The following is a 26,002-nucleotide window of genomic DNA, read 5'->3' on the forward strand; positions in this document are numbered from 1 at the left end:
AGATGGAAACCCGCGCTCCTTTCGTCGTTGTCGGCGCTTTCGTGCTGGCGGCCATCGCCGCCGTGTTCGGTTTCGTGTACTGGCTTCACAATACCGGCGGGCTCGGCCCTCGCGTGACCTATCACCTTCAGTTTGATGGCTCGGTACCCGGGCTACTGGTTGGCGCCGCCGTGCTGTTCAATGGCATCCGTGTCGGCGAGGTGACGGATCTCGGGCTTGCGCCGGACAGTCCGCGCCGTGTCAATGCGACGATTTCGGTGGCTTCGACCACCCCGGTTAGATCCGACACCAAGGTCGGTCTGGAGTTTCAGGGTTTGACGGGCGTTCCGGTAATCGCGCTGGAAGGCGGCAAGCTGCTTTCGAATTCCGGTGCGGTACCGACGCTGATTGCCGAGCCCGGGGCCGGCGAGGGCATGACGCAGGCCGCCCGCAGCGCGTTGCTGCGGGTCGACACGGTGTTGGCCGACAATGCGGAGCCGTTGAAAAACACGATCGCCAATCTGCAGGTTTTCTCGGAAGGCTTGGCGCGGAATACCGGAAAGCTCGACGGCATCGTCGCCGGGCTCGAAAGGATGACGGGCGCCAGCGCGCCGGTACAAAAAATTACCTACGATTTGCAGGCCCCGCGAAATCAGGGACCGGCGGCCAAGACCATCAAGGGTCAACTGGCTATTCCCGAGCCGACGGCGGTTGCCATGCTCGAGACGCAGCGAATGCTGTTTTCGCCAGCGAGCGAGATTCCAGGATTTTCCGAGTTTCTTTGGGCCGACACGATTCCGAAGCTGTTCCAGGCCAGATTGATCGAGAGCTTCGAGAATTACGATATCGCCCATGCGCCGCTCCGCACAACCGATGTCGGGCAGGCGGACTTTCAGCTTCTGATCGATGTCAGGCGGTTTCGGGTTGCGGTGGATGCAGGGCCGGAGGCTCAAATCGGACTATCGGCGCGAATTGTTGACAAGGACGGAAAGGTCGTGGCGTCGCGGCTGTTCGACGAGAGCGAAAAATTTGACAAGGTCGAGCCACAGACGGCCGTCGCGGCCTTTGATGCTGCATTCGGCAGAATTGCCAGGAGTATGATCGACTGGACGCTGCAGTCACAGCCGTGACGGTGGAAGTGAAGTTATTCGAGGGTCTTCAGATAGGACAGCAGATCGTGGATCTGGTCAGGGTCGAGTTGAAACTCGGGCATGGTCGGATGGCCGGTGACGATACCTTCGGCCAAAGCCTCGGCAAGGGTTTCGACGGGATAGCGCAGGTGCAGGGTCCGGAACGGCGGCGCAATCTTGAGCGGACTTTCGGTCACGCGATCGATGGAATGGCACCGCGCGCAATTGTTCAGCGCAAATGTCCGGCCGCGCTGTTCGGCAGGGGACGCGGCCAATACCGGTGTCGTCAGCAACAGCGTAACGATTGCATGGCGCAGGCCTGTTCGCAGCATTCTGGACGAACCCTCGTAAAGTTGCGGGACACGATTACCGACAACAATCAATGATGAGTTCGTCAAAGCCGATCGTCATTGATCTGCATCAAGAAGCAAGCAGGAGATTCGCTAGAATGCGGCTCACCCGGCAGCCATGCACAAAGTGCGGTTGGAAGCCGGCATTGTCCTGGGGTGCCGCATGAAGATTTCCCTGGCCGAAGGTGAGCCAAACGAGCAGGCCTGTGCCGACTGCGCAGTGCGCTCACTTAGTATTTGCGCGGCACTCGATCGAACCGAGCTGCGAGAGCTGGACCATCTGGGTCGTCACGTCCATTTCAGGCCACGTGAGACCGTGTTTGCGCAGGGGGAATTGACGGAGTCATTCTACAATCTGCGTGAGGGGGTCATGCGCCTCTACAAATTGCTGCCCGACGGACGCCGGCAGATTGTCGGATTTGCACTGCCCGGCGACTTCCTGGGAATGGCAACCTCGGCACGCCACGGCATCTCTGCTGATGCGGTCGGACCGGTTGCCGTATGCCGCTTTTCCAGAAGTTCTTTCGCGCGATTTATCGAGGATAAACCGCACCTCCTGCGCCGCGTCAATGAATTGTTGGTTCGTGAGTTGAGCCAAGCCCAGGACCACACGGTTCTGCTCGGACGCCGCTTGGCGGAAGAAAAAGTCGCGAGCTTCCTGATCGGGTGGCGCGATCGACTGGCCCGGCTCGGGGAGGCGACAAATAGGGTGCCATTGCCGATGGGCCGCCAGGACGTCGCGGATTTTCTGGGCCTTACCATCGAAACGGTCAGCCGTACCTTCACCAAGCTTGAACGCGACGGATTGATCGAAATCCTCCCGGGAGGCATCTGCCTGACGGACCTCGAGCGTGTCGAGGCCCTGGCCGCGGCCTGACAAGTCGTCTCCAGATTTGATCCGTATCAACGACCGCGATCGTTTGTGGAGAATAATGCCTCCAGTTCAAAGGAGATCATCATCATGCCTTTCGATTCAATGCTGGTAAGTGCGGCCGTGCTAGCCATGTTCGTGGTGTTTGCGGGTGTGCTGATGTGGGGTGAAATTCAAACACGCCCGGCGCATCTTAAGGCCGAGGCGCGTTCTAAAAGGCATGGCGGCAACTAAACCGTATTGGAAACCACGGTGCGTGCCATTCGAGAGAATCAGCCGGGGAATCCTGTCGGAACAGTCATACTGCCCCGCTTGCCGTTGCGGGCGGCGATTAGGCAAAGCGATCCCACACCCGTGTTTATTTGGATCGCTTCACGGAGTCTGACGCCGGACGGCGTGGTGCGCCGGCGCCGTCGCTTCCGGGGATTATCTAAAATCTACAGACTTTATCGATTCTCTCGTCGCCGCACCCGGAGATTTCTACAGTCTGTTATCTCGGTGATAGATCTTGATCATTTCCCGGGCTCCTGTTGCGGATAATCATTTTCGCGGGGAACGGCCGGCGGATTCGATAGCAATAAACGCCGGTGCTGCGCGCGAAACGTTTCGCTACTTCGGTTGGCCGTCACGACCGAACTGCCTCAAATAGGCCCACAAATTCCGCGCCTCGGTCTCGTCCTTTATGCCGGAAAATAGCTTCTTTGTGCCTGGAATTTTCAGTTTTGGATCTTTGATGTAGTCCATAAAGACAGCCTCGTTCCAGGTGAGGGGGCAATTCCTGTTCGCATCTGAATAGTTGTATCCGTCGAGGCTTCCACACCTGCGTCCATCTATTCCGTTCAACAGCGGTCCGATTCCGTTCCGGGCGCCCACGCCGACGGAATGGCAGGCTCGGCATTTCCTGAATGATGTCTCGCCGGCTGATAGATCCTGAGCGAGTGCTGCTGATGTGGACAGGCAAAACAGCAACGCGGCGATCTGGAATTCATTCGCCATCATTTTGGCCCAGGTATTCGTCTGGCACCTGCCCAAACCGGCGCAGTACATGCCTGCGATTGTATTTTCCCTTTTCAAAATCGTTGGTGCGGCTGAACGCAACGGCGCCTGCGTGGCCAAAGAATTTCCACTGCCCCTGCGCAGTTTGTATCGCGAGTGCAGGACTTGCGCAGACAATGGGTTCGACAGCAACAAAATCGCCGTCGACAAGATCAAAGGGCATTGCGACAAATTGGGTAATTTCGGTCATTAATTCCCGCTTTCCTGGGAACAGGGACCGCGCGCGCGGTTTCGAATTGACCGGATGGTTTAAGCGAAGACAGCTTCCTCATGGATTCGCCGATTGCCTTCGCCAATAACCGCAATGGACAGTCGCGGCCGGGCAGCGGGTTCCAGGCAGCGCAGGTCGGCAGCCAGGTATTTCGCATACAGGATCGCATCCGAAACCGTCTTCAAATCGCGGCCGACCTCGTCACGGATGGCAAGCCTGTCGCGGATATCGAAATAGAATCGCATCTGGCGTCTCCCCGTCTGTTTATCCAGCCATAAGGCGGACCTCGGCCTTCGCTTTGATATTCGTCAAGGCCAGAAATCGACAGCGAACGGGCCGCCGCCGGCAGCAAACCTGCGAAATTTGATTTCGATCAAATCACGCGCGGCGAAAACAGGGTTGATAGGGCGGACGCTGCTGCGAAGAGAATCAACCAATGAATCAAGTTCAATCGACGAAATGGATGTCCCACGGCGAAGCCGGCTTGGCGATTTTTTTCTCAGCTACTGCATTTCTTTGTCTGATCGCGGCGGCAAAGGCCCTGGATACTGCCTTCGCATTTCATGCCATGCTGGGGCTTGCCGTCAGTCTCTGGGCAGTGTTCGCCATCATTAATCGCTATTTCGACCGCCCGTTCGCGTTACCGCCTCAGGAAATCAACGGCCGGCCCAATTATAATCTGGGGCCGATCAAGTTTGCCGCGGCGATATCGGTATTCTGGGGAATCGCCGGATTCACCGTCGGGCTATTGATTGCGAGCCAGCTTGCCTGGCCGGCGCTCAATTTCGATCTGCCGTGGACCAGTTTCGGCCGGCTGCGGCCGCTGCATACATCTGCGGTGATATTCGCGTTCGGCGGCAATGTATTGATCGCAACGTCGTTTTACGTCGTCCAGAAAACTTGCCGGGTCCGGCTTGCTGGCGATTTGGCGCCGTGGTTTGTCGTGCTGGGCTATAATTTCTTCATCCTGATCGCGGGTACCGGCTATCTGCTCGGTGTCACGCAATCGAAGGAATATGCGGAGCCGGAATGGTACGCCGATCTGTGGCTGACGATTGTCTGGGTCACCTATCTGCTGGTGTTCCTGGTAACGCTCATCAAGCGCAAGGAGCCGCATATTTATGTGGCAAATTGGTTTTATCTGGCCTTCATCGTCACGATCGCCGTTCTTCACCTCGGGAATAACCCGGCGCTGCCGGTATCGGTATTCGGATCGAAATCCTACGTCGTCTGGGGCGGCGTACAGGACGCCATGTTCCAGTGGTGGTACGGGCACAACGCGGTCGGTTTTTTCCTGACGGCGGGCTTTCTCGCCATCATGTATTACTTCATTCCAAAGCGCGCCGAGCGGCCGGTCTATTCCTATCGGCTTTCGATCATCCACTTCTGGGCGATCATCTTCCTCTATATCTGGGCCGGGCCGCATCATCTGCACTACACGGCGCTGCCGGACTGGGCGCAGACGCTGGGCATGACCTTCTCGATCATGCTGTGGATGCCGTCCTGGGGCGGCATGATCAACGGACTGATGACGCTGTCCGGTGCATGGGACAAGCTGCGTACCGATCCGGTGCTTCGGATGCTGGTTGTATCGGTCGCATTCTACGGCATGGCCACATTCGAAGGCCCGCTGATGTCGATCAAGGTCGTCAACTCGCTCAGCCACTACACCGACTGGACCATCGGCCACGTTCATTCTGGTGCGTTGGGATGGGTGGGATTTGTCTCGTTCGGCGCGCTGTATTGTCTCATACCCTGGATATGGAATCGCAAGGGGCTCTACAGCCTGAAGCTCGTGAACTGGCATTTCTGGGTCGCGACCATCGGCATCGTTCTCTACATCTCGGCAATGTGGGTCTCTGGAATTCTGCAGGGCTTGATGTGGCGCGCTTATACTTCGCTCGGGTTTCTCGAATATTCCTTCATCGAGTCCGTCGAGGCGATGCATCCATTCTATATCATTCGCGCGACGGGTGGCGCGCTGTACCTGATTGGCGCGTTGATCATGGCCTATAACCTCTGGATGACCGTCAGGGTGGGTGATGCAGAGGAGGTCGCGCCCATGTCCGGGTCGCGGCCCGTCGCTCTTCAGCCGGCCGAGTGAGGAGCATCTGATGTCTTTCTGGGCCCGGCACCAAATCTTTGAAAAGAACTCGATCTTCCTTGTGGTCGGGATTCTCGCGGTCATTGCGATCGGCGGCCTCGTCGAGATCACGCCGCTGTTTTATCTGAAGAGCACGATCGAAGTGGTCGATGGCATCAGACCCTACACGCCGCTCGAATTGACCGGACGCAACATTTACGTCCGCGAGGGTTGCTATCTCTGCCATTCGCAAATGATCCGGCCGCTGCGTGATGAGGTCGAACGGTATGGCCACTACTCACTTGCAGCAGAAAGCATGTACGATCATCCGTTCCAGTGGGGTTCGAAGCGCACCGGCCCCGATCTGGCTCGCGTCGGCGCAAAATATTCGGATGATTGGCATGTCACCCATCTGACCAATCCGCGCGCCATCGTTCCGCAGTCGGTGATGCCCGGGTATCCGTTCCTGGCCGAGACGGAAGTCGACGCCACGACGATTGCCGATCATTTGCGAACCAGCCGCGCGGTGGGCGTTCCATATTCGGACGACCAGATTGCCAACGCCGTCGCCGATCTGAAAGCGCAAACCGATCCCGACAATGCCGGGGTGGATGCGTTTGAAAAACGCTACCCGAAGGCGGTTGTGCGCAATTTTGACGGCAAGACGGGTATGCCCACCGAAATGGATGCACTGATCGCCTATTTGCAGATGCTCGGCACGCTGGTCGATTTCAAACTTTACAATGAAAAAGCTAATCTTCGCTGAGGCACGACAATGAGAGCGATTTTGACGGTCCAGAATTTCGTATCGGATTTCGTCGTGACGGCATGGACGCCGATCTTCGTCGGAATATTTCTGGCGATCGTGGCTTACGCCCTTTGGCCTCGCAACCAGGCGGCTTTCGACGAGGCGTCGAGACTGCCGCTGCGGGAGGAATGACGGGATCATGACTGATCACAGCGATATCGACAAAGTTTCGGGCACCGCGACGACCGGCCATGAATGGGACGGCATCAAGGAGTTAAACACGCCGCTACCACGCTGGTGGATCATTACGTTCTATCTGACGATCGTCTGGGCGATCGGATATTGGATCGTATATCCGGCATGGCCGATGTTATGGAGCCATACCACCGGCATATTGCATTATTCTTCCCGCGCGGATGTCGCCGTCGAACTGGCCAATCTCGAAAAAATACGCGGCGAGAAAATGCTGACGCTCGGTGCGGCTTCGCTTGCGGATATCGAGAAGGATCCCGCGTTGCTGGCGCTTGCGCGAGCGCGCGGCAAGGCCGTGTTTGGCGACAATTGCGCGCCATGCCATGGTAGCGGGGCCGCCGGGGCCAAGGGCTATCCAAACCTGAACGATGACGATTGGCTCTGGGGTGGGTCGCTCGACCAGATCAAGCAGACCATCGAATTCGGCGCGCGATCGGGCCATGCCAAGACGCATGAGGGCGCGATGCTCGCTTTCGGCAAGGACGGCATGCTGAAGAGCGAGGAGATCGTGACGGTCGCGAATTACGTGAGGTCCCTGTCCGGACTTCCGACCCGGCAAGGCTACGATCCGGTAGCCGGTCGCAAGATCTTCGCGGAAAACTGCGTGTCCTGTCACGGCGAGGCCGGTAAAGGCAATCAGGAATTTGGCGCTCCGAATCTGACCGACAAGATCTGGCTTTACGGATCTGACGAAGCGACGGTCATCGAGACAATTACCAATGGCCGGTCCGGCGTGATGCCGGCATGGACCGGCCGTCTTGATCCATCCACCATCAAGGCAATGGCTGTCTATGTTCATTCGCTTGGCGGTGGTCAGTAGGCCGCTGCGAACCGAACCATAGCGTGATCCGGCGCCGGTTTGAGGTGAATCAATTGCGCGTCCCGGATTGAGCCTACGCTCAGTCGAGGATGTGAGATGAACCTGCCGATGAACCAGACCGTACGTCCGATCGACCTGGAGCCAGACGATGGGCCGCTTTATGTGGCCCAGAAGAAGGTCTATCCCCAGAGCGTTTCCGGCACATTTCGGCGCATCAAGTGGGGCCTGATGGCGTTCTGCCTCGGCGTCTACTACCTGTTGCCGTTCGTGCGATGGAATCGCGGCCTGGATGCGCCGAGCCAGGCCGTCCTCGTCGATCTGCCCAATAGCCGATTCTATTTCTTCTTTATCGAGCTGTGGCCGCAGGAAGTTTATTACTTCACAGGTCTCCTGATCGTTGCCGCTATCACACTGTTCCTGATGAATTCGATCGGCGGCCGGATCTGGTGCGGCTATCTCTGCCCGCAAACCGTATGGACCGATCTGTTCTATGCCGTCGAGCGGCTGGTCGAAGGCGATCGTCGCGAGCGTATGAAAAAAGATGCCGCGCGCGGCACCATCAAGCTGCAGCGGTTTGCCGAAATTACGCTCAAACACTCGATCTGGCTTTTGATCGCGTGGTGGACCGGCGGAGCCTGGGTTCTCTACTTCAACGATGCACCGACGCTGGTGAAGCAGCTCGTGACGTTCCAGGCGCCGATGCCGGCCTATATCTGGATCATGATATTGACGGCTACGACCTATCTGCTCGCCGGGTTCATGCGCGAACAGGTCTGCGTCTACATGTGTCCGTGGCCGCGTATCCAGGCAGCCCTTACCGATGAATGGGCCCTCAACGTTACCTACAAATACGACCGGGGTGAAAAGCGCACATCGCTGAAAAAAGCGCATGATTTGCGCGCCCTTGGCGAACATGTCGGCGACTGCATCGATTGCTATCAATGCGTGGCCGTCTGTCCGACCGGAATCGATATCCGCGATGGTGCGCAGCTCGGCTGCATTCAATGCGGTTTGTGCATCGATGCCTGCGATACGGTGATGAAGAAAGTCGGCAGGGAAACCCGGCTGATCGGCTATGACAACGATATCAATATTCAGCGTCGTCAGGCCGGGAAACCGGAAATCTATCGCATCATCAGGCCGCGCACCATCGTATATTGCGCCATGATCGCAGCGGTTGGCGCGCTGATGCTGTACGCATTGCTGACGCGGTCGCTGCTCGATGTCAACGTGCTGCATGACCGCAATCCGGTCGCGGTGAGATTGAGCGATGGATCGATTCGCAATGCCTATACGGTTCGCTTTTTGAACAAGAGCGGCTTCGATCGTGTCGTGACGATCGACATCGATGGTCCGAATAACGCGACCGTTCATATCGTCGGTGCCGATTCCGTCACGCCGGACAGGCCCATGATCGTCCTCGGACGGGATCAGACCACCGAACTGAGAGTTCTCGTAACGGCGCCCTCCGAAGACAATCCGGAGAAATCTACGCCGGTTAAATTCCGGATCACCGATATCGGCCTTGGCGAGGCGGCGTCGGCGACTGACAATTTCGTGACTCCATAAGATGGCACAGGAACTTCGCATGAGTAGACCGCTGGTTTCCCCAAGACCGTTGACGGGGCGCAAGGTGCTTTTGATGCTTGTTGCGTTCTTCGGCGTCGTGATCGGGGTCAACGTCATTATGGCGAAGCTCGCGATCCAGACCTTGCCTGGCACAGAGGTCGATAGCGCTTACAGCGCTAGCCTGGCCTATGAGAACGAGATTGCAGCCGCCCGTGACCAGAACGCGCGAAACTGGAAGGTTGATGCGCATATTCAACGCGGGCCGGATGGCGGCGCCACGCTCGAGGTCGAGGCGCGCGATAGTAAAGGTCTGCCGATGACGGGTTTGAATTTTCAAGGCCATTTCGAGCGACCTGCCGACAGGCGGGCCGATCGGGCAGTTGCGTTTGCCGAAGTAACCAGCGGGATATATCGCGGGAGTGCTTCCCTGGTCGGACCCGGACAATGGGATCTGGTGCTCGAAGGCGTCGCCGCGGGACAGCGGATGTTCCTGTCGAGAAATCGCGTGCTGTTGAATTAGGAAAGGCCGCATCATGCAGGCGACACGCGATTTTTCACATTATGTGAGGGACCTGGGTTCGGGTCTTTCCCACATCGATCTTGCAGTCGAGGGCGTCAGTTGCGCCGGCTGCATGTCCAAGATCGAGCGCGGGCTTTCGGCGATACCCGACGTCACGCTCGCTCGCGTTAATTTGACGGACCGTCGCGTAGCGCTGGAATGGAAGCAGGGCGCGCTCGATCCCGCGGGCTTTATCGATCGACTGGCTGAACTCGGATACAGGGCCTATCCGTTCGAAACGGTCCGTGCGGAGGCCGTGGAAGCCGACAATTCGCGCTTTCTGTTGCGTTGTCTCGGTGTCGCCGCTTTCGCCACCATGAACGTAATGATGCTGTCGATCCCGGTCTGGTCCGGCAATGCCGGCGACATGATCCCCGAACAGCGCGACTTCTTCCATTGGCTGTCGGCGCTGATCGCGCTGCCGGCTGCCGCTTACGCCGGTCAGCCATTCTTCCGCTCGGCGTTCCGGGCATTGCGCACGCGCAACGTCAATATGGATGTTCCAATCAGCATCGGTGTCGCGCTCGCGCTGGCAATGTCGGTCGTTGAGACGTTGCGCCACGCCGAGCATACTTATTTCGATGCCGCCATCATGTTGCTGACGTTCCTGCTGGTGGGACGTTATCTCGACCAAAGCATGCGTCTGAAAACGCGCGCTTTTGCGGGCAATCTGGCCGCGCTCAAGGCGGAAACCGCGACTAGGCTCGTCGGGGTCGGCGAGATCTGCGAAGTCCCGGTTGCCGCCATCCAGCCTGGCGATATCGTTCTGCTGCGGCCGGGTGAACGCTGTGCGGTCGATGGCACGGTTATCGAAGGAAGATCCGAGATCGACCAGAGCCTGATCACAGGAGAAACCCTGTATGCGACCGCGGAGCATGGCACCGCTGTCTACGCCGGTTCGCTCAATATCTCCGGAACGCTGCGGGTTCGGGTTTCCGCAGCGTCGGAGGGCACGTTGCTGGCGGAGATCACGCGCCTGCTCGACAATGCGTTGCAAGCTCGCTCCCGTTATGTGCGGCTCGCAGATCGGGCATCCAGGCTCTATGCGCCGGTGGTACACGCCACCGCATTGCTGACGATCATCGGATGGGCTCTGATGGGGGCGACCTGGCATGATGCCATCGTCACCGGCATTGCCGTTCTGATCATCACCTGTCCTTGTGCGCTGGGCCTCGCCATCCCCACGGTGCAGACCGTCGCGTCCGGTGCGATGTTCCGAGCCGGCGTTTTATTGAACTCGGGCGATTCCATCGAGCGGTTGGCGGAGGTTGATCATATTATCTTCGACAAGACCGGCACGCTGACATTGCCGGAGCTCGACGTCGTGAATTCGGCCAGTGTCCCAAAAGACGTGTTCGATCTCGCAGGACGGCTGGCGCTTGCCAGCCATCATCCGGTCGCCGCCGCCGTGGCGCGCGCCTCAAATGCCAAATCGCCGCTTGCCGGAATTGTCGAGCTGCCGGGGCAAGGTGTCCGCGGCTTGGTCGACGGGGAAGAGGTAAGGCTGGGCAGGCCGTCATTCTGCGGGGCTGACGAGTTGGCCAATGAGATTTTAAGTCTCGATCCCGAAGTATCGGTTGTGGCTTTCAGGCGCGGCGCCGCGTGTCATGTGTTCGCGGTCCGGCAGCGTGTGCGCCCCGACGCCCAGACTGTGGTTTCCTCGTTGCGAGCGCGCGGTATCGCAATCGAGATTCTGTCCGGCGATCGGGAGTCGGCCGTGCGATCTGCGGCGGAGATGCTTGGGATCAACGAGTGGCGCGCCGGGGTCACGCCAGCCGACAAGATCGCGCGTATTGAAGATCTGAAGCGCCTGGGGTTCAAGGTGATGATGGTCGGCGACGGGTTGAATGATGCACCAGCGCTCGCTGCGGCGCATGTTTCGATGTCACCGATAAGTGCTGCGCATCTCAGTCAGGCCACCGCCGATCTGGTTTTCCTGGGCAAGCCGCTCGCTCCGGTAGTCGCGGCGATCGATTTTTCATGCAAGGCGCTCCATTTGATGCGCCAGAACCTCTGGCTTGCGGTCGGATACAATTTGCTCGCGGTACCAATTGCCGTCAGCGGAGTCGTGACACCGCTGATTGCGGCGGCGGCGATGTCGGGCTCCTCGCTCCTGGTCATGCTGAATGCGCTTCGCGCGCGACGCGGCGCGCACTGGAGACGGTGATGGAAGTACTCGTGATTCTCGTGCCTCTGGCGCTTGGCCTCGGTCTCGTCGGATTGCTCGGCTTCCTCTGGTCGCTCAAAAGCGGGCAATACGACGATCTGGAAGGCGCCGCCTGGCGCGCCATTGCTGATGACGAACCCGTTCGGGAGAAACCGGCACCTGAACGTTAGTATTGCCCGTGCGACCAGACGTAGAGCCCGATCAAGGCGATCCCGAGCAGTGTCAGGAGTGACGCTGCGAGTTGGGCGCCGTCAATGCGCTTCGCCCCTCGCCGAACGATCAGACGGCTCAACAACAGCTTGAGTGCAAACTTCTGCATGATACGGGACTTTGCCGTGGCGGGCTCGCATCGCCTCTGAATCCGCAGGCATTATGCGTTCGGAAACGGCTTTACTTTTGATCTCGATCAAACGAAAAATACAGCGGAAACGCACTCTTGACACACAGGCCTCGTGTTCAACCCTCAACTATGATCATTAATCCAGAACGGTTTGTCTCATGCCCGACGGCTCTGCTACGGCCCATCTCTATCGTCCGAAACTCGCCACGGTGTTGGTCGAGGGATACAATCTCGGTTATTTTCGCAATGATCTGTTAGCGGCACTTACCGTCGCGATCGTGGCCCTTCCGCTGTCGATGGCGATCGCCGTCGCTTCGGGCGTTTCGCCCGAGCGGGGATTATATGCCGCCGTCGTCGGCGGTTTTCTGGTATCGGCCCTGGGAGGCAGCCGCTACCAGATTGGTGGACCCGCCGGCGCATTCATTGTTATTGTCGCGGCTACCGTCGCCAAATTCGGCCTCGACGGACTCTTGCTTACGGTTTTCCTTTCCGGCTTCATGCTCACGCTGATCGGTCTGCTGCGGCTTGGTTCGCTCATTCGCTACATTCCACATGCGGTGACCGTCGGCTTCACCTGCGGGATCGCGGTTACGATCTTTGCCAGCCAGATCAAGGATCTCGGCGGCCTGAAACTGCCTGCGGCGGAGCCCGGGCAGTTGTTGCCGAAGCTCGCCATGCTCGGTCAGGCCTTGCCGACGATGAGCCCGGCCGCATTTGCGATTGGGGCGGGCTCAGCCGCCTTGATCTTTCTGCTGCGGAGCCTGCTGCCGAACTGGCCCGGAATGCTGATCGCCGTTGTGCTTGCGTCGCTGGCGGCGTGGCTGCTGCGCCTGCCTGTCGAGACCATCGGCAGCCATTTCGGCCGGCTCCCCGATGGATGGCCGGCTTTCCGATGGCCGGTGATCTCTTCTTCATCCGTGCTTGAGGTATTGCCGGCCGCTTTCTCGTTCACCCTGCTGGGGGCGGTCGAGAGTCTGCTTTCCGCCAAGGTAGCCGATGGCATGACCGGGCGTAAGCATCGCTACAATATGGAGCTGGTAGCGCAAGGAATCGCTAACGTCGCGTCCGCCGTATTCGGCGGAATCAGCGTGACGGGAACGATCGCGCGCACGGCCACCAATATTCGCGCAGGCGCGCGCAGTCCGGTCTCCGGCATGGCGCACGCGGTCTTGGTACTGCTTTTCATGCTTGTCGCAATGCCTTTGGCAAGCTTCATTCCGCTGTCGGCCCTCGCAGGTGTGCTGACGGTGGTCTGCTGGAATATGGCAGAGAAAGAAGAGTTCCTTCGTTTGCTTCACGGTTGGCGAAGCGCGAGTGTGCTGATTGCCACTTTCGGCCTCACGCTCGTGGAAGACCTTACGTTCGGGATCGTTGCGGGATGCGCGCTGGCGGCGGTATTTGCAGTTATTGAGCGTGTTACGTCTGAGTTGAAACGTTCCTCTATGTAAAAATCGTTCAGGGCCGGCTTTACAGTACCAAACAACGCCTGCTTGTCCGTTTCGTCGATCCGGGTCGGAAATACCACGCGCTACAAACCACTGAGGTCGTCACCTGTAACCTTGAACAGATTCGAAATATCGCGCGACACAATAACGACGATTTGTTCGGGCGTGGCTCACCTGCATGCGCAGCTTAAGCAGCCGCCTGCTGCATCATCGTTTTTAGCATTTCGGCGAGCACGCTGGCGATGGCGCTGGTGCCGCGCTCATGCCCGATCAGCATCAGCGCCTGGTTATCCTGGGATAATTCACGGACCGCGACATAGACGAGACGCCCGGCGCGACGTTCGAATTCGATATCGAATGGCGTGAGGAAGGTGATCCCATTTTCCAGGATCGCCGCGTGCCGCATGATTTCGATCGCATTGGTTTCGATGATCGGCTGCGGATCGAGCGAGACGCGGGTGAATGCTGCGTCCAGGTAGGGCCTGATGGCGCTGCTGTTGTCAGCCACCACAAGCGGATAGTCTATGCAATCACTCAGACGAATGCTGACTCGCTTGGCGAGCGGGTGGTTCGGCGCCATCACCGCGCCCAGCTTGCCGACGGCGCGGGCGAGCACTTTCAGATTGCTATCCTTGGTGAAGTCGAAGCCGATCCCGAGATCCGCCTCGCCGTTGGCCACCGCGGATTGAATTTCCTCGCCGGTGGTAAAGAGCGTCAGGATCAGCTTTACCCTGGGATTGGCGAGGCGGAATTGTTTCACCGTTCCCGGCACGAGATTGGAGGCAAGGCCGCTCATCATCGCTACCGTGATCTCGCCGCGCCGCAGTCCCTTCAACTCCTCGATCTTGCCCTGCGCGCGCGACAACTCCTTCAGGGTCTGGCGGATATGGCCGATCAGGACTTCTCCCGCCGCCGTCAGAATGAGTTTCTTCGGCAGACGCTGAAACAGCGGCGTGCCCAGTTGCGTTTCCAGCGCCAGGATCTGGCGGCTGATAGCGGACGCCGCGACGTTAAGGTGAGTGGCGGCCTTGCGGATCGATCCGGTACGGGCAACTTCGTCGACATAAGTCAGCAGCCGGCTGTGCAGCATCTTCTCAAAACCAAGCGTGAGCGTTTTAAGCCTTCAGCATGGCTTCACGTTGCCTAAAAGGCAACAGGATTGCCGAATTAAAGCGCTTTCAAACCGGTGGTTTGGCGTGCTCAATCCCGCTGAAGGATCGTTTGGGCGGGATCGGCGTGCACCCTTACCCCGCGTCGAAGATGACTGACCGAGACGAGTGCACAAAGTCGCCGGAGAATGGTTACGCATGACCCTCAAATCGCACTGGTGGTGGGATCTGACGACGCAGGATTTCGCGAATCTCGATGCCGAGCGGATCGTCGCTATCCTCCCGGTCGGCGCCGTCGAACAGCACGGGCCGCATTTGCCGGTCAGGGTCGATGCGGCAATCAATGCGGGCATTATGGCACGAACGGTCGAATTGATGCCGCCGGATTGTCCGGCGCTGGTGCTTCCGATGACGCCGGTCGGGAAGTCCGACGAGCATCTCGCTTTTCCGGGCACGCTGACCTTGTCGCATGAGACCCTGGGCCGGGTCTGGTACGAACTCGGCGAATGCGTCCATCGTGCCGGCATCCGCAAAATCCTGTTCCTGAACTCGCATGGCGGTCAGCCGCAATTGCTTGAGATCGTCTGCCGCGATCTGCGCGTCAAGCTTGGCATGTTCGCAGTGACGGCGATGTGGCCGAAATTGATCGACATGAATATGCTGTACGGCGCCGATGAGAACCGGCACGGCATTCACGGTGGCCAGAGCGAAACCAGCGTGATGTTGCATCTGCATCCCGATCTGGTCGATATGGACCGTGCCGAAAATTTCGTTCCACTGTCGGTACAGATCGAGCGCGAGTCGGAACTACTGAGCCCGGAGGGCGGCGCCCGTTTCGGCTGGCAGGCCCAGGATCTTCATCCCAAGGGCGCCTGTGGCGACGCCACGAAGGCCACCGCCGAGCTTGGGAAAATCACGGTGGATCGCGCGGCGGCGCGGCTGCTCGTGCTTATCGACGAGATCGCCCGCTACCCGCTGTCACGGATCGCCACCCATACAGCCTTCGACAGGCCGTAACCGAACAAAAGATCGAAGGAGTCATGATATGGCGTTCAGCGTTGCAGATCTCGCAGAAGCGAAGGCGTTCCGCATTTCGCCAAAGGATACCAACTACTTCGTGATGTTGTTCGACAAGGACAGCGACAAGATCGACAATATCTTCGTGATCGAAATCTTCAAGACCGGCGGCGCGACGCCGCCGAACGAGCACGCCGCGGCGCATGAGTTCTTCCATGTGTTGCACGGCGAGGGCGTTGCCCGCTGCGACGGCAAGACGCTGCCGATCAAAAAGGGCGATTCACTGTTGTTGCATCCCGGCTCCGAGCACGTGATCGAGAATACCGGCGCCGGCAAGCTTTACACCCTTACCGTAATGACTCCGAACGAGGGGTTTGCCGAGTTGATCCGCGGCGGCGAGCGTGTCGAACTCGACGCCGATGATATCCGAATCCTGCAGGGAAACTGAGCCATGAACGTCGTGCCGACCTCCAGCACGGACGACGACGAGATGCGGCCGCTGGGATCGTCCGCGCGCAATCGCTGGTCGGTCTCGGAGACCCGCGCCAATCTTGTGCGTCAACCCGCGCCGCCGCGACCGATCACCGTGCAGGCCAACGGCAAGGTTGTGACGCTGGATGTCGCGCGCACCGCCATTATCATCGTCGATATGCAGAACGATTTCTGCCATCCGGATGGCTGGCTTGGTCATCTCGGCGTCGATGTCGCGCCGGCCCGGACGCCGATCGCGCCGCTGCAATCCCTGGTGCCCGCATTGCGTAGCCACGATGTTCCCGTGATCTGGCTCAATTGGGGCAACCGGCCTGACCGGCTCAATCTCAGTCCGGCACTCCTGCATGTCTACAAGCCCAGCGGTGCCGGCGTCGGTCTTGGCGATACGCTGCCAGGTTCGGGGGCCAAGGTTCTGGAGCGTGGAAGTTGGTCAGCCGCGATCGTCGATGAACTCGCCGCCGATCCCAGCGACATCCATGTGGCGAAATACCGGATGTCCGGCTTCCAGGATACCGAACTCGACAGCATCCTGCGCAATCTCGGCGTCACGACGCTGATGTTCGCCGGCATCAATGCCGACCAATGTGTGTTGTGCACGCTGCAGGACGCTAATTTCCGCGGCTATGACTGCCTGCTGCTGGAGGACTGCACTGCTACCACCTCGCCGGACTATTGTCTGGCGGCGACCATTTACAACGTCCGCCAATGTTTTGGTTTTGTCGTCAGATCGCAGGCGATTGCGGCCGAACTCATCGGCCGCGAACGTCCTGCGTTGGGGCATCCGCATCATGAATGATATGTCGTCTAATGCGCTTGACCGACTTGTCGCCGATCTCGGCGACATCCCTGTCGTGACCGAGCCCAAGATCGTGCGCCGGCGTTCGCGTGATTTCTTCTGGTACAGCCCGGTCTTGAACGAACAGCTCGACGGCAAGTCGGCCGATCTGATCGTATCGCCCCGTGACGAGGCGGATGTCGTGCGGGTCGCGGCGGCTTGCGCGCGGCATCGGGTGCCGATCACGGTGCGGGCAGGGGGCACCGGCAATTACGGACAGGCTGTGCCGCTGCAGGGCGGCGTGCTGCTCGACGTCATGGCGCTGTCCGCCACCGAATGGATCAAGCCCGGCATCATGCGTGTCGGCGTCGGCGCCAAGATGAACGCGATCGACGCTGAATTACTGCCGCTGGGATGGGAACTGCGGATGCATCCATCCACCAAACGGACCGCCACGATCGGAGGTTTTGTTGCGGGCGGCTCGGGCGGTATCGGCTCGGTCAATTATGGCGGCCTGCGCGAGCCCGGCAACATCCTGGCCGCACGCGTCGTCACGGTCGAGGAACAGCCGCGTATCATCGAACTGCGCGGAGATGCCGCGCAAAAGATCAATCGCGCCTATGGCACCACCGGAATCATCACCGCGCTCGAAATGCCGTTGGCGCCGGCCTGGAAGTGGATCGACGTCGTGATTGCCTTTGACGATTTCATCGACGCTGCGGCGGTCGGCTATGAGGCCGCGCTCGCCGACGGGATCGTCAAGAAATTGCTTTCGCCGGTGACCTGGCCGCTGCCTTCGTATTTCGGCGTACTCAAGCCCTATTGTCCTGACGGCAAAAGCATCCTGATCGCGATGATCGCGGAGCCTTCACTGGAAAGCTTCAAGTCGCTGCTGGGTGGGCGCGGCGCCATCACACTGGAAACCCCGACCGACGACGGCCCCGGTCAGGTCCCGCTGTATGAATACACCTGGAACCACACCACGCTGCAGGTGCTGAAATCCGATCGTACCGTGACCTATCTGCAATGTCTTTATCCGCATGACCAGCTCATGGAAAAGATCGCCGAGATGCGAGAACTGCTTCCGAACGAGGTACTGCAACATCTCGAATTCATCCGCTTCAACGGCCGCGTCACCTGCAGTGGATTGCCGGTGGTGCGCTACACGGGTGAAGGTCGGTTGAATGAGATCATTCGGCTGCATGAGGAGCGCGGCGTCTATATCGCCAACCCGCATGTCTTTACGGTCGAGGATGGCAGCCGTTACAAGCGCGTCGATGCCGATCAGCTCGGTTTTAAGCATGAAGTCGATCCCTATGGCTTGCTCAATCCGGGAAAGATGCGAAGCTTCGTGACTGCGAGGCTGTGACATGAACGTGCTTTATGTCTACTGTCATCCGCTGGACGACAGTTTTCATGCCGCGCTCCGCAAGGAAGCGCTGGCCGGCTTGGAAGAGGCGGGACATACGATCGATTTACTCGATCTCTATGCCGAAGGTTTCGACCCTGTACTCTCCGCCGAGCGGCGCCGTGATTACCATGATCCGGTACGCAACCGTGCCAACAATCAGGCCTACGTCGATCGGCTGATGGCGGCGAACGCGCTGGTCGTGCAATTTCCGACTTGGTCGTTCGGGCCGCCGGCCATGCTGAAAGGCTGGTTCGACCGGATGTTCGGCCCGGGGATTGCGATGGACTTGTCCGATCCCGCCCAAGCCAAGCCGATGCTGCGTCATATCACGCGGATCACGGGTATTTCGACCTACGGCCGCCCGCGCTGGCAGGCGATCGGCATGGCTGATCCGCCGCGCAAGATCATCAAGCGGTATCTGCCCTGGTTTACCGGGTCCAAAGCGGTGGCACGCTATTACGCACTGTATCACATGAACACCGCGACGCCGGCCAAGCGCGGCCGTTTTCTTGCAAAGGTCCGGCGCGAGATGGCGCGATTCTAGGCGGGTGCCGCCGCGATCGCTTCGACCTCGACGAAGAATTCCGCCCGCACGAAGCCGGATACGATCATCAGCGTCGATGCCGGCGGTGTGCCGGGAAATTGCCGGTCGCGCGAGCGCATGTAGCCCTGCATATGCTCGCGCGCCGTCACATAGGCGTTGAGCCGGACCACATTCGCCATGGTCATCCCGTCCTCGGCGAGAATAGCGGCGATATTGGCGAAGCACAGATCGGCCTGCGCCTCGCAATCCCCTGGAACTTTTTCGTCGGCACTGATGCCGAGCTGGCCCGAGGTAAACACAAATCTTTGCCCTTCGGGCAGCGCGATGCCGTGGCTGTAGCGTGCGAAGGGAGGTTTGATCGAGGGAGGTGAAAGCGAGCGCAAAGCGATCATGCCTCATGCAAGAGTGGAACAAGGTTGCAAATGAAGAAATACCGTCACCAATACTAAGTCGTTTTTTCTCGGGGCGTATTTTTAATTTCGCGATATTTCTTCCGTTCATACGAGTGGGCGCCGCTTTTTCAAGCACATTGACTAAGGAAAATCGTCGTTGCCCAAAAGGCAACGGATTGCTCGAATCAAAATGCTTTCAGGTGACAGCCCGGCTGTGCATCCTCAATTCCGGCGAGGACGGCGGTCGGTTGAGATCGATCGGTCCACGTTGAAGCTGGGGACATTGGTGGCTGGCCATGCGCTCGCCCGAAACGAGGGAACTGAGATGGCAATGAGATTTCTGCCGCGCAAGATCGCGATCGTCTTGGTTGGAATGGGTGCGTTTTTCGGTGCGGCGGCGCCGACATCTGCAGCCGATAAGGTGACTTTTCTCACGAGCTGGTTCGCCCAGGCCGAGCATGGCGGTTTCTATCAGGCCAAAGCGACCGGGCTTTACGAGAAGGCTGGTCTCGACGTGACCATCAAGATGGGCGGTCCGCAGGTGAACGGCTCGCAGCTTTTGCTGGCAGGCGAAACCGACTTCCTGATGGGCTACGACATTCAGGTGCTCAAGGGCCGCGAGCAGAATCTGCCGCTCGTGACCGTCGCGTCTTCGTTCCAGTTCGACCTGCAGGGTTTGATGACCCACGATGACGTGGCCGATATCGCGGCGCTGAAGGGCAAGCCTATTTTGATCGCCGGCTCATCGCGCATCACCTTCTGGCCGTGGCTGCGCGCCAAATACGGTTTTACCGACGATCAGATCCGACCCTACACCTTCAACTTGCAGCCGTTCTTTGCCGACAAGAATGTCGCCCAGCAGGCCTATCCTTCGTCCGAGCCCTACCAGGCGCAGGAGCAGAACGAGAAGGTGAAGTTCTTCCTGATGGCCGACGGCGGCTATCCGCCCTATGGCTCGACGATTGTCACGACCGAAAAGATGGTCGCCGAAAAGCCTGACGTGGTGGCACGTTTTGTGAAGGCGTCACTGGAAGGCTGGCGCGACTACATCAAGAATCCGGCGCCCGGCAATGCCTTGATCAAGGCCGATAACCCCAAGATGACCGATGGACAGATCGCCTTTGCAATCGAGAAGCTCCGGGAAAACAAGGCGATCGATGGCGGGGACGCGGCCACTTTGGGCATCGGCGTCATTACCGAAGCACGCTACAAGCAGATCTATGATTTCCTGGTGGCGGGCGAGTTGCTCGACCCGAAGACGGATTGGCACAAGGCTTTTGATGTGCGTTTCGTCAAAGACCTCAAGGTCGGCGTGCAATAGGAGCGGCCATGAAGGCCCTGATGCCCGGCGAGCCGCTTAGCGAGAACCCGGACCAGACCACCGCCAGCGCTGATAAGCCGCCGGCGGTGGAGGTGCTTTCGGCCGAGAAGGTTTTCGCCAACGGCACGCGGGGGCTGGCGCCGATCGATCTCACTATCGCGGATGGCGAATTCCTCACCCTGATCGGTCCATCCGGCTGCGGCAAGAGCACGCTGCTCAAATTGATCGCAAACTTGATCGAACCGTCGGACGGCCGCCTGTTGTGGTGGCGCGGTGAATTCGGGAAGGTCGGCCAGGATGGACGGCGCTTCGCCTTCGTATTCCAGGAACCGACCTTGATGCCGTGGGCGAGGGTCGATGCCAATGTGCGGCTTCCGCTCGAACTTGCCGATGTCGCGAACGCAAAAATGGCTCCGGCCGTGGCGGAGGCGATTGAGCGCGTCGGCCTGTCGAAATTTGCCCGGCATTTCCCGCGTCAATTATCCGGCGGCATGAAGATGCGGGTCTCGATCGCGCGGGCGCTGGTGACCAATCCCAATCTCCTGCTGATGGACGAACCTTTCGGCGCGCTGGACGAATTCACCCGTAACAATCTTGACGCCGATCTGATCCGGTTGTGGTGGGAACGCAAACTGACGACGGTGTTCGTCACCCATTCCATCTACGAGGCCGTGTTCCTCTCGACCCGGATTATCGTGATGGCGGCTAATCCCGGACGTATCTTCAGGACCATGACCATCGACGAGCCGCAGCCGCGCGACGAGGGATTTCGCGACAGCGCCAAATTTGCGGCATACTGCCGTGAATTGTCGACCTGGCTCGCCGAGGCCTCGCTTCCAACGGCATCGGGAGCCGCGTCGTGAAGCCGCTGCTGCAATCTGAAGCCTTTGTGCGGATCGCGGCGCCGCTGGCGGTCGGTATTTTGCTGATCGGTTTGTGGGAAGTCGGCTGCCGCCTGGCATCGATCCCCGTCTATCTGTTCCCGAAGCCGAGCGATATTTTCGCCAGCCTCGTTCACAATGGCCCGTCGTTGCTGCGCGCGCTGACGGTGACTTTGCGGGTGACCTTGCAGGCCTTCGCCGCGGCGGTCGTTATAGGCACCCTGGTCGCCTTCATGTTTGTGCAAAGCCGGGCGATCGAAGTCAGCCTGTTCCCCTATGCGGTCTTGCTGCAGGTCACGCCCGTCGTCGCCATCGCGCCGCTCATCATCATCCTTGTCAAGAACACCCAGCTCTCGCTGACGATCTGTGCCACCTTGGTGGCGCTGTTTCCGATCATTTCGAATACGACGCTTGGCTTGCGAAGTGTAGATCCCGGGCTCGCCAATTATTTCCGCATGAATCGCGCGGGACGTTTCAAAACTCTCGTCAAGCTCAGGATCCCCGGGGCGCTGCCGTATTTCTTCGGCGGGCTTCGCATTTCGAGCGGCCTCGCGCTGATCGGCGCGGTGGTGGCGGAGTTCGTGGCCGGTACCGGCGGTCGTTCGTCCGGGCTGGCCTATGAAATTCTGGATGCCGGTTTCACGCTCGATATTCCCCGCATGTTCGCGGCATTGTTCCTGATCACCCTGACCGGAATAGGATTGTTTGGGGCGATGGTCGTTCTGTCGAAGCTCGCTTTGTCCGACTGGCATGAAAGCGAGATAGGAGCCGAGACGTGACGTCATTGTTGATCGAGAATGCCACCGGGATTTTCACCGGGCGCCCGGGTGCCGAGATGCGAACCAGCGGATCGATCCGCGTTCGCGATGGCGTCATCGTCGAAATCGGGGCGCTGCAAGCGCAACCGGATGAGCGCAGGCTAGATGCCAGCGGCTGCGTGATCTATCCCGGCCTGATATCGACCCATCATCATCTGTTCCAGAGCGTCCTGAAGGGAGTGAAGTCCGGCATCAACCTTCCGCTGGCCGGCTGGCTGCGTTCGGTGTCCTATTCTTACTGGTCGAAGATCGACGAGGAGGCGCTGGCCGTCGCTGCACGGATCGGGTTGGCCGAGATGTTGCTTTCCGGCACCTCGACGATCGCGGATCACCATTATCTTTTCAGCGACACGTACAGGTTTGATCCGGCGCAGGTGATTTTCGAGGTCGCGCGCAGTCTCGGAATCCGTTTGGTATTCTGCCGCGGGGGGGCCACCAAGGGCCGTCGCTTCGATACTGACGAATTCATTCCGATGCCGGTCGAATCCCTCGACCATATGTTGAAGTCGGTCGAATCCTGCGCGCAGCGCTTTCATGATATGTCACCCGGCAGCCTTTCCCAGGTGGTATTGGCGCCGACCACACCGACATGGTCGATCGAGCCGGGCCAACTGAAGGAAGCGATCGCTGCTGCGCGGCGCATGAAACTGCGGGTCCACACCCATCTCTCTGAGAGCACGGAATATGTCGATTTCTGCCTGTCGGTTCATGGCAAGCGACCGGTCGAATGGATCGCCGACCATGATTGGCTCGGACCGGACGTGTGGTTCGCGCATCTGGTCCATCTTGATTCCGATGAAATCCAGATGCTGGCAAGCACCGGCACGGGCATGTCGCATTGTCCGCAATCCAATTGCCGGCTCGGCTCCGGCATTGCGCCGGCCGATGCGATGGCCCGCCTTGGGGGCGCCGTGTCGCTCGGTGTGGATGGCGCGGCCTCCAACGAAGCCGCCGACATGATCAGCGAAATGCATAGCTGCTGGCATACCCATCGGGCGGTCAAAGGCGCCGATGTGGTGACCGCCGAAGACGTCGTGCATTGGGCGACCGCGGGCGGTGCCCGCGTACTGGGACTGCCTCAGATCGGAACGCTGGCGCCCGGACAACAGGCCGATATCGCGATCTTTGATCTCGATGAGCCGCGACATTTCGGCATGCATGATCCCTTGATTGCCCCGGTCACTTGCGCCGGCTCCGCAAGCGTCCGCTATTTGCTGATCGGAGGCCGGATGGTGGTGGAGAATAACGTCATTCCCGGGCTCGATATTCAAAAACTCAGATCCGATGCGGCCCGGGTTGTCGCGCGGTTGGCTGCTTAAACATCGGAGACCATCATGCTCAATACCAAACAACCTGTGCTCCGCCGTTTCTGGTACGCGGTCATGCCGGTCGATCGGCTCACGGATGGACCGAAGCCGTTCACGCTGCTCGGTGAACCCATCGTGCTGTTCCTGGATGGCAAGGGTGAACCGGCCGCGCTGGAAGATCGCTGCTGCCATCGTACAGCGAAGCTTTCCAAGGGCTGGTGCAAGGACGGCAACATCGTGTGCGGCTATCACGGCTGGGAATACGACCGCGACGGCAAGCTGGTAATGATTCCGCAGTTTCCGTTCGAGCAGCCGATTCCCGACGCCAAGGCACGCTCGTTTCGCGCCCAGACCCGCTATGGCTATGTCTGGGTCGCCCTCGAAGAACCCCTCAGCGGTATTCCCGATGTGCCCGAGGATACTGATCCCGGCTACCGCCGGATCCACCAATTTTATGACAAGTGGAATACCGCCGCCCTTCGGTTGATGGAAAATTCGTTCGACAACGCGCATTTCGCCTTCGTGCACAAGGGCACTTTCGGTGACATCAACCAGCCCAAGCCTGAGAAGTACGAAATCGTCGAGACCGATTACGGATTCGACGCCGAAACCATCATCACGATCCGTAATCCGCCCAACGCGGCGCGGATCAGCGGCACAACCGATCCCACTACGAAAAGGCATCAGCGCAACAAGTGGTTCATGCCGTTCTGCCGGCGGCTCGATATGGAATATCCGTCCGGCATCCGGCACATCATTTTCAACTGCGCTACGCCGATATCCGATGGGCAGATCCAGGTCGTCCAAATCCTGTTTCGCAACGACACCGAGGCCGATTGTTCTACGCAGGAACTGATCGATTGGGATGCCGCGATCATTGCCGAGGATCGCGATATGCTGGAATCGACCGACCCTGATGCCATTGTGGACATGGGCCGGAAGATCGAAAAGCACATGCCGTCGGACCGGCCAGGCATGCTGATGCGCAAACGCCTGCTCGATTTGCTGCACGATCATAATGAAGAAGAGAAGCCCAAGCACGAAGTCGCCTGAGCCAGGACGTTCAATTCGTCTGGGGTATACGACTAAGTCGTTCGTCCTGCATTAGGTGACAACGAAACGCGGACTTCTTTTTTCAAGGAAGGCATTGAGGCCCTCGACGCCCTCGGGACTCGCGAAGACGCGCGCGGCGGCGTGGCGCTCGACCCCAAGTCCCATTGCAAGGGGTGTTTCGGCTGACGCCAGGATAGCCGCCTTCGCCATCTTGAGCGCGGAAAGAGACCCGTTGGCTATGGACGCGGCGAGCCGTTCTGCTGCGGCGAGGGCGAATCCGTCGTCCACAACTTGTGATACCAAACCGATCTGTTCAGCTCTCTCGCCGGAAATCGGCTCTCCGCAGAAGATCATACGCGTCGCGCGTGCCCGACCGACGAGACGTGTCAGACGTTGCGTTCCGCCATCGCCAGGTATTAGCCCGATGCGTGTCTCTGGAAGACCAAGCTTAGCCGAGCGGCCAGCGATCGCTATGTCCGCCAGAAGCAGAAGCTCAAGGCCACCACCCAGTGCAAGGCCTTCGGCGGCCGCCACGACTGGTTTCGTGAAGCGCTCGATCGCGGCCCAACCGGCTTTCCTCTCGGGGCGTTCGAGTGCCGAAAATCCGTGCGCGCCCATCTCCGCAATGTCGGCGCCCGCCGAGAAGGCTTTCTCATTACCGGTGAGGACAATGCACCGGACGCCTTCGTTGGTCTCGGCGTTACTGAAAGCCACACCAAGCGCTTGAATGGACTCAACGTTGAGGGCGTTGCGCCGTTCCGGTCGATTGAGACGGATCAGTTGGACGCCATGCTCCGGCGGTGAGACGAGAATCGTGTTGGACATGGGATCTTTCCTGTCGGGCTAAACGCCACCCAGTGGAGGTCTCCGCTCGGCCATGAATAAGGCTGTTCCTTCGACCACCAACCGATCGCCGACCTTGCAAACCGTATCGGTAAGTATCCTGTTCTTCGGTTGATCGATCGACCGGACGGTGACCGTCGCTGTAACGGGTTCGCCGATCCGGACCGGACTGCAGAAGCGGAGATTCTGCGTCATATAGATGCACCCCGGTCCAGGGAGTGACTTGGCAAGGACCGTAGAAATTAGCGATGCCGTGAGCATGCCGTGGACGACGCGTCCGCCGAATGGGGTGGTCTCGGCGAATTCCTCATCGAAATGAACCGGGTTGTTGTCGTGGGTCGCGTCCGCAAACGCCGTCAAATCCAGCTCGGTGAAGGTCTTCGTGTAGCTTGCCGTCTGCCCGACCAACAAGTCTTCTAGATAATTCACAAAATGCACCGTCATCGAAGTCTCCGTCGC

Annotated in this window: 30 protein-coding genes and 1 pseudogene; 22 read left to right on the plus strand and 9 right to left on the minus strand. The window is 59.2% G+C overall.

Features of this window, described 5'->3' with window-relative positions:
* The first annotated feature begins 2 nt into the window (after positions 1-2).
* On the plus strand, positions 3-1,109 hold the full coding sequence (locus HB676_RS06955) for an MlaD family protein (RefSeq protein WP_213736956.1): 1,107 nt from the start codon (positions 3-5) through the stop codon (positions 1,107-1,109).
* A 14-nt stretch (positions 1,110-1,123) separates the two neighbouring features.
* On the opposite strand, the gene HB676_RS06960 is transcribed toward HB676_RS06955, so the two are convergent.
* Positions 1,124-1,441, minus strand: a complete 318-nt coding sequence (locus HB676_RS06960) for a cytochrome c (RefSeq protein ID WP_213736957.1) — start codon at positions 1,439-1,441, stop codon at positions 1,124-1,126.
* A gap of 181 nt (positions 1,442-1,622) precedes the next feature.
* Here HB676_RS06960 and HB676_RS06965 point away from each other — a divergent pair, with 181 nt between their 5' ends.
* Both HB676_RS06965 and HB676_RS06970 read left to right on the plus strand, forming a co-directional pair.
* Entirely contained in the window at positions 1,623-2,336 is a 714-nt protein-coding gene (locus HB676_RS06965; RefSeq protein WP_213736958.1) for a helix-turn-helix domain-containing protein, read from the plus strand.
* Between the two features lie 84 nt (positions 2,337-2,420).
* Entirely contained in the window at positions 2,421-2,564 is a 144-nt protein-coding gene (locus HB676_RS06970) for a hypothetical protein (RefSeq protein WP_213736959.1), read from the plus strand.
* A gap of 375 nt (positions 2,565-2,939) precedes the next feature.
* On the opposite strand, the gene HB676_RS06975 is transcribed toward HB676_RS06970, so the two are convergent.
* Genes HB676_RS06975 through HB676_RS06985 form a run of 3 tightly spaced genes read right to left on the minus strand, consistent with a single transcriptional unit; the run spans position 2,940 to position 3,842 of the window.
* Complete coding sequence (locus HB676_RS06975) at positions 2,940-3,329, minus strand: cytochrome c family protein (protein ID WP_213736960.1); 390 nt, start codon at positions 3,327-3,329, stop codon at positions 2,940-2,942.
* Complete coding sequence (locus HB676_RS06980) at positions 3,316-3,576, minus strand: hypothetical protein (RefSeq protein ID WP_213736961.1); 261 nt, start codon at positions 3,574-3,576, stop codon at positions 3,316-3,318. The genes HB676_RS06975 and HB676_RS06980 overlap by 14 nt, the downstream gene beginning before the upstream one ends.
* A 59-nt stretch (positions 3,577-3,635) precedes the next feature.
* A complete protein-coding gene (locus tag HB676_RS06985; protein ID WP_213736962.1) occupies positions 3,636-3,842 on the minus strand; it encodes a hypothetical protein in 207 nt (68 codons plus the stop codon).
* A gap of 191 nt (positions 3,843-4,033) precedes the next feature.
* On the opposite strand from HB676_RS06985, the gene ccoN reads away from it, so the two are divergent.
* The 8 genes from ccoN to ccoS all read left to right on the plus strand — a co-directional run bounded on the left by ccoN (position 4,034) and on the right by ccoS (position 11,965).
* Positions 4,034-5,701, plus strand: a complete 1,668-nt coding sequence (ccoN, locus tag HB676_RS06990) for a cytochrome-c oxidase, cbb3-type subunit I (protein WP_213736963.1) — start codon at positions 4,034-4,036, stop codon at positions 5,699-5,701.
* Between the two features lie 10 nt (positions 5,702-5,711).
* Positions 5,712-6,446, plus strand: a complete 735-nt coding sequence (gene ccoO, locus HB676_RS06995; protein ID WP_213736964.1) for a cytochrome-c oxidase, cbb3-type subunit II — start codon at positions 5,712-5,714, stop codon at positions 6,444-6,446.
* Between the two features lie 9 nt (positions 6,447-6,455).
* Positions 6,456-6,620: a cbb3-type cytochrome c oxidase subunit 3 gene (locus HB676_RS07000; protein WP_213736965.1), complete on the plus strand. Its 165-nt coding sequence runs from the start codon at positions 6,456-6,458 to the stop codon at positions 6,618-6,620.
* A 7-nt stretch (positions 6,621-6,627) separates the two neighbouring features.
* Positions 6,628-7,500 carry a cytochrome-c oxidase, cbb3-type subunit III gene (ccoP, locus tag HB676_RS07005; protein WP_213736966.1) on the plus strand — a complete coding sequence of 291 codons (873 nt, stop codon included), beginning with the start codon at positions 6,628-6,630 and terminating at the stop codon, positions 7,498-7,500.
* Positions 7,501-7,608: 108 nt separating this feature from the next.
* Positions 7,609-9,069 (plus strand): cytochrome c oxidase accessory protein CcoG, encoded by a 1,461-nt coding sequence (ccoG, locus tag HB676_RS07010; protein WP_213737027.1) that lies wholly within the window; start codon positions 7,609-7,611, stop codon positions 9,067-9,069.
* Positions 9,070-9,088: 19 nt separating this feature from the next.
* Positions 9,089-9,589, plus strand: coding sequence for a FixH family protein (locus HB676_RS07015; protein WP_213736967.1), 501 nt, complete (start codon positions 9,089-9,091; stop codon positions 9,587-9,589).
* Positions 9,590-9,602: 13 nt separating this feature from the next.
* Positions 9,603-11,795, plus strand: coding sequence for a cation-translocating P-type ATPase (locus tag HB676_RS07020; RefSeq protein ID WP_213736968.1), 2,193 nt, complete (start codon positions 9,603-9,605; stop codon positions 11,793-11,795).
* Entirely contained in the window at positions 11,795-11,965 is a 171-nt protein-coding gene (gene ccoS / locus HB676_RS07025) for a cbb3-type cytochrome oxidase assembly protein CcoS (RefSeq protein WP_213736969.1), read from the plus strand. The genes HB676_RS07020 and ccoS overlap by 1 nt, the downstream gene beginning before the upstream one ends.
* Here ccoS and HB676_RS07030 read toward each other — a convergent pair.
* The gene (locus tag HB676_RS07030; protein WP_213736970.1) at positions 11,962-12,114 is read right to left on the minus strand and encodes a hypothetical protein; all 153 of its coding nucleotides are present in this window, start codon (positions 12,112-12,114) and stop codon (positions 11,962-11,964) included. The two genes, ccoS and HB676_RS07030, sit on opposite strands and share 4 nt — an antisense overlap.
* Positions 12,115-12,293: 179 nt before the next feature.
* Between HB676_RS07030 and HB676_RS07035 the strand changes: the two are divergent.
* A pseudogene (locus HB676_RS07035) lies at positions 12,294-13,532 on the plus strand (SulP family inorganic anion transporter); the annotation flags it as partial.
* Between the two features lie 235 nt (positions 13,533-13,767).
* Here the strand turns inward: HB676_RS07035 and HB676_RS07040 are convergent.
* Positions 13,768-14,670: a LysR family transcriptional regulator gene (locus HB676_RS07040; RefSeq protein ID WP_213736972.1), complete on the minus strand. Its 903-nt coding sequence runs from the start codon at positions 14,668-14,670 to the stop codon at positions 13,768-13,770.
* 217 nt (positions 14,671-14,887) lie between these two features.
* Between HB676_RS07040 and HB676_RS07045 the strand changes: the two genes are divergently transcribed.
* The 5 genes from HB676_RS07045 to HB676_RS07065 are packed head-to-tail and all read left to right on the plus strand — an operon-like array spanning position 14,888 to position 18,928.
* Positions 14,888-15,706 carry a creatininase family protein gene (locus HB676_RS07045; RefSeq protein WP_213736973.1) on the plus strand — a complete coding sequence of 273 codons (819 nt, stop codon included), beginning with the start codon at positions 14,888-14,890 and terminating at the stop codon, positions 15,704-15,706.
* 28 nt (positions 15,707-15,734) lie between these two features.
* Complete coding sequence (locus HB676_RS07050) at positions 15,735-16,154, plus strand: cupin domain-containing protein (RefSeq protein ID WP_213736974.1); 420 nt, start codon at positions 15,735-15,737, stop codon at positions 16,152-16,154.
* A gap of 3 nt (positions 16,155-16,157) precedes the next feature.
* Complete coding sequence (locus tag HB676_RS07055; RefSeq protein ID WP_213736975.1) at positions 16,158-16,994, plus strand: isochorismatase family cysteine hydrolase; 837 nt, start codon at positions 16,158-16,160, stop codon at positions 16,992-16,994.
* Complete coding sequence (locus tag HB676_RS07060; RefSeq protein ID WP_213736976.1) at positions 16,987-18,342, plus strand: FAD-binding oxidoreductase; 1,356 nt, start codon at positions 16,987-16,989, stop codon at positions 18,340-18,342. Before HB676_RS07055 ends, HB676_RS07060 begins: the two co-directional genes overlap by 8 nt.
* Position 18,343: 1 nt before the next feature.
* Complete coding sequence (locus tag HB676_RS07065) at positions 18,344-18,928, plus strand: NAD(P)H-dependent oxidoreductase (protein WP_213736977.1); 585 nt, start codon at positions 18,344-18,346, stop codon at positions 18,926-18,928.
* Here the strand turns inward: HB676_RS07065 and HB676_RS07070 are convergent.
* On the minus strand, positions 18,925-19,320 hold the full coding sequence (locus HB676_RS07070) for a RidA family protein (RefSeq protein WP_213736978.1): 396 nt from the start codon (positions 19,318-19,320) through the stop codon (positions 18,925-18,927). The genes HB676_RS07065 and HB676_RS07070 overlap by 4 nt on opposite strands.
* A 325-nt stretch (positions 19,321-19,645) precedes the next feature.
* Here HB676_RS07070 and HB676_RS07075 point away from each other — a divergent pair, with 325 nt between their 5' ends.
* Genes HB676_RS07075 through HB676_RS07095 form a run of 5 tightly spaced genes read left to right on the plus strand, consistent with a single transcriptional unit; the run spans position 19,646 to position 24,700 of the window.
* Positions 19,646-20,641, plus strand: coding sequence for an ABC transporter substrate-binding protein (locus HB676_RS07075; protein ID WP_213736979.1), 996 nt, complete (start codon positions 19,646-19,648; stop codon positions 20,639-20,641).
* A gap of 8 nt (positions 20,642-20,649) precedes the next feature.
* The gene (locus tag HB676_RS07080) at positions 20,650-21,504 is read left to right on the plus strand and encodes an ABC transporter ATP-binding protein (protein ID WP_249780101.1); all 855 of its coding nucleotides are present in this window, start codon (positions 20,650-20,652) and stop codon (positions 21,502-21,504) included.
* Positions 21,501-22,301 carry an ABC transporter permease subunit gene (locus HB676_RS07085; RefSeq protein WP_213736980.1) on the plus strand — a complete coding sequence of 267 codons (801 nt, stop codon included), beginning with the start codon at positions 21,501-21,503 and terminating at the stop codon, positions 22,299-22,301. The genes HB676_RS07080 and HB676_RS07085 overlap by 4 nt, the downstream gene beginning before the upstream one ends.
* On the plus strand, positions 22,298-23,659 hold the full coding sequence (locus HB676_RS07090) for an amidohydrolase family protein (RefSeq protein ID WP_213736981.1): 1,362 nt from the start codon (positions 22,298-22,300) through the stop codon (positions 23,657-23,659). The genes HB676_RS07085 and HB676_RS07090 overlap by 4 nt, the downstream gene beginning before the upstream one ends.
* Before the next feature lie 15 nt (positions 23,660-23,674).
* Positions 23,675-24,700: an aromatic ring-hydroxylating dioxygenase subunit alpha gene (locus tag HB676_RS07095; protein ID WP_213736982.1), complete on the plus strand. Its 1,026-nt coding sequence runs from the start codon at positions 23,675-23,677 to the stop codon at positions 24,698-24,700.
* A 51-nt stretch (positions 24,701-24,751) separates the two neighbouring features.
* Here HB676_RS07095 and HB676_RS07100 read toward each other — a convergent pair whose 3' ends face one another.
* The gene (locus HB676_RS07100; RefSeq protein WP_213736983.1) at positions 24,752-25,525 is read right to left on the minus strand and encodes an enoyl-CoA hydratase-related protein; all 774 of its coding nucleotides are present in this window, start codon (positions 25,523-25,525) and stop codon (positions 24,752-24,754) included.
* An 18-nt stretch (positions 25,526-25,543) separates the two neighbouring features.
* A complete protein-coding gene (locus HB676_RS07105) occupies positions 25,544-25,987 on the minus strand; it encodes a MaoC family dehydratase (RefSeq protein WP_213736984.1) in 444 nt (147 codons plus the stop codon).
* Positions 25,988-26,002 lie beyond the last annotated feature (15 nt).

Origin of the sequence: Bradyrhizobium sp. dw_411 (assembly GCF_018449695.1) — a bacterium.
Classification (GTDB): domain Bacteria; phylum Pseudomonadota; class Alphaproteobacteria; order Rhizobiales; family Xanthobacteraceae; genus Bradyrhizobium.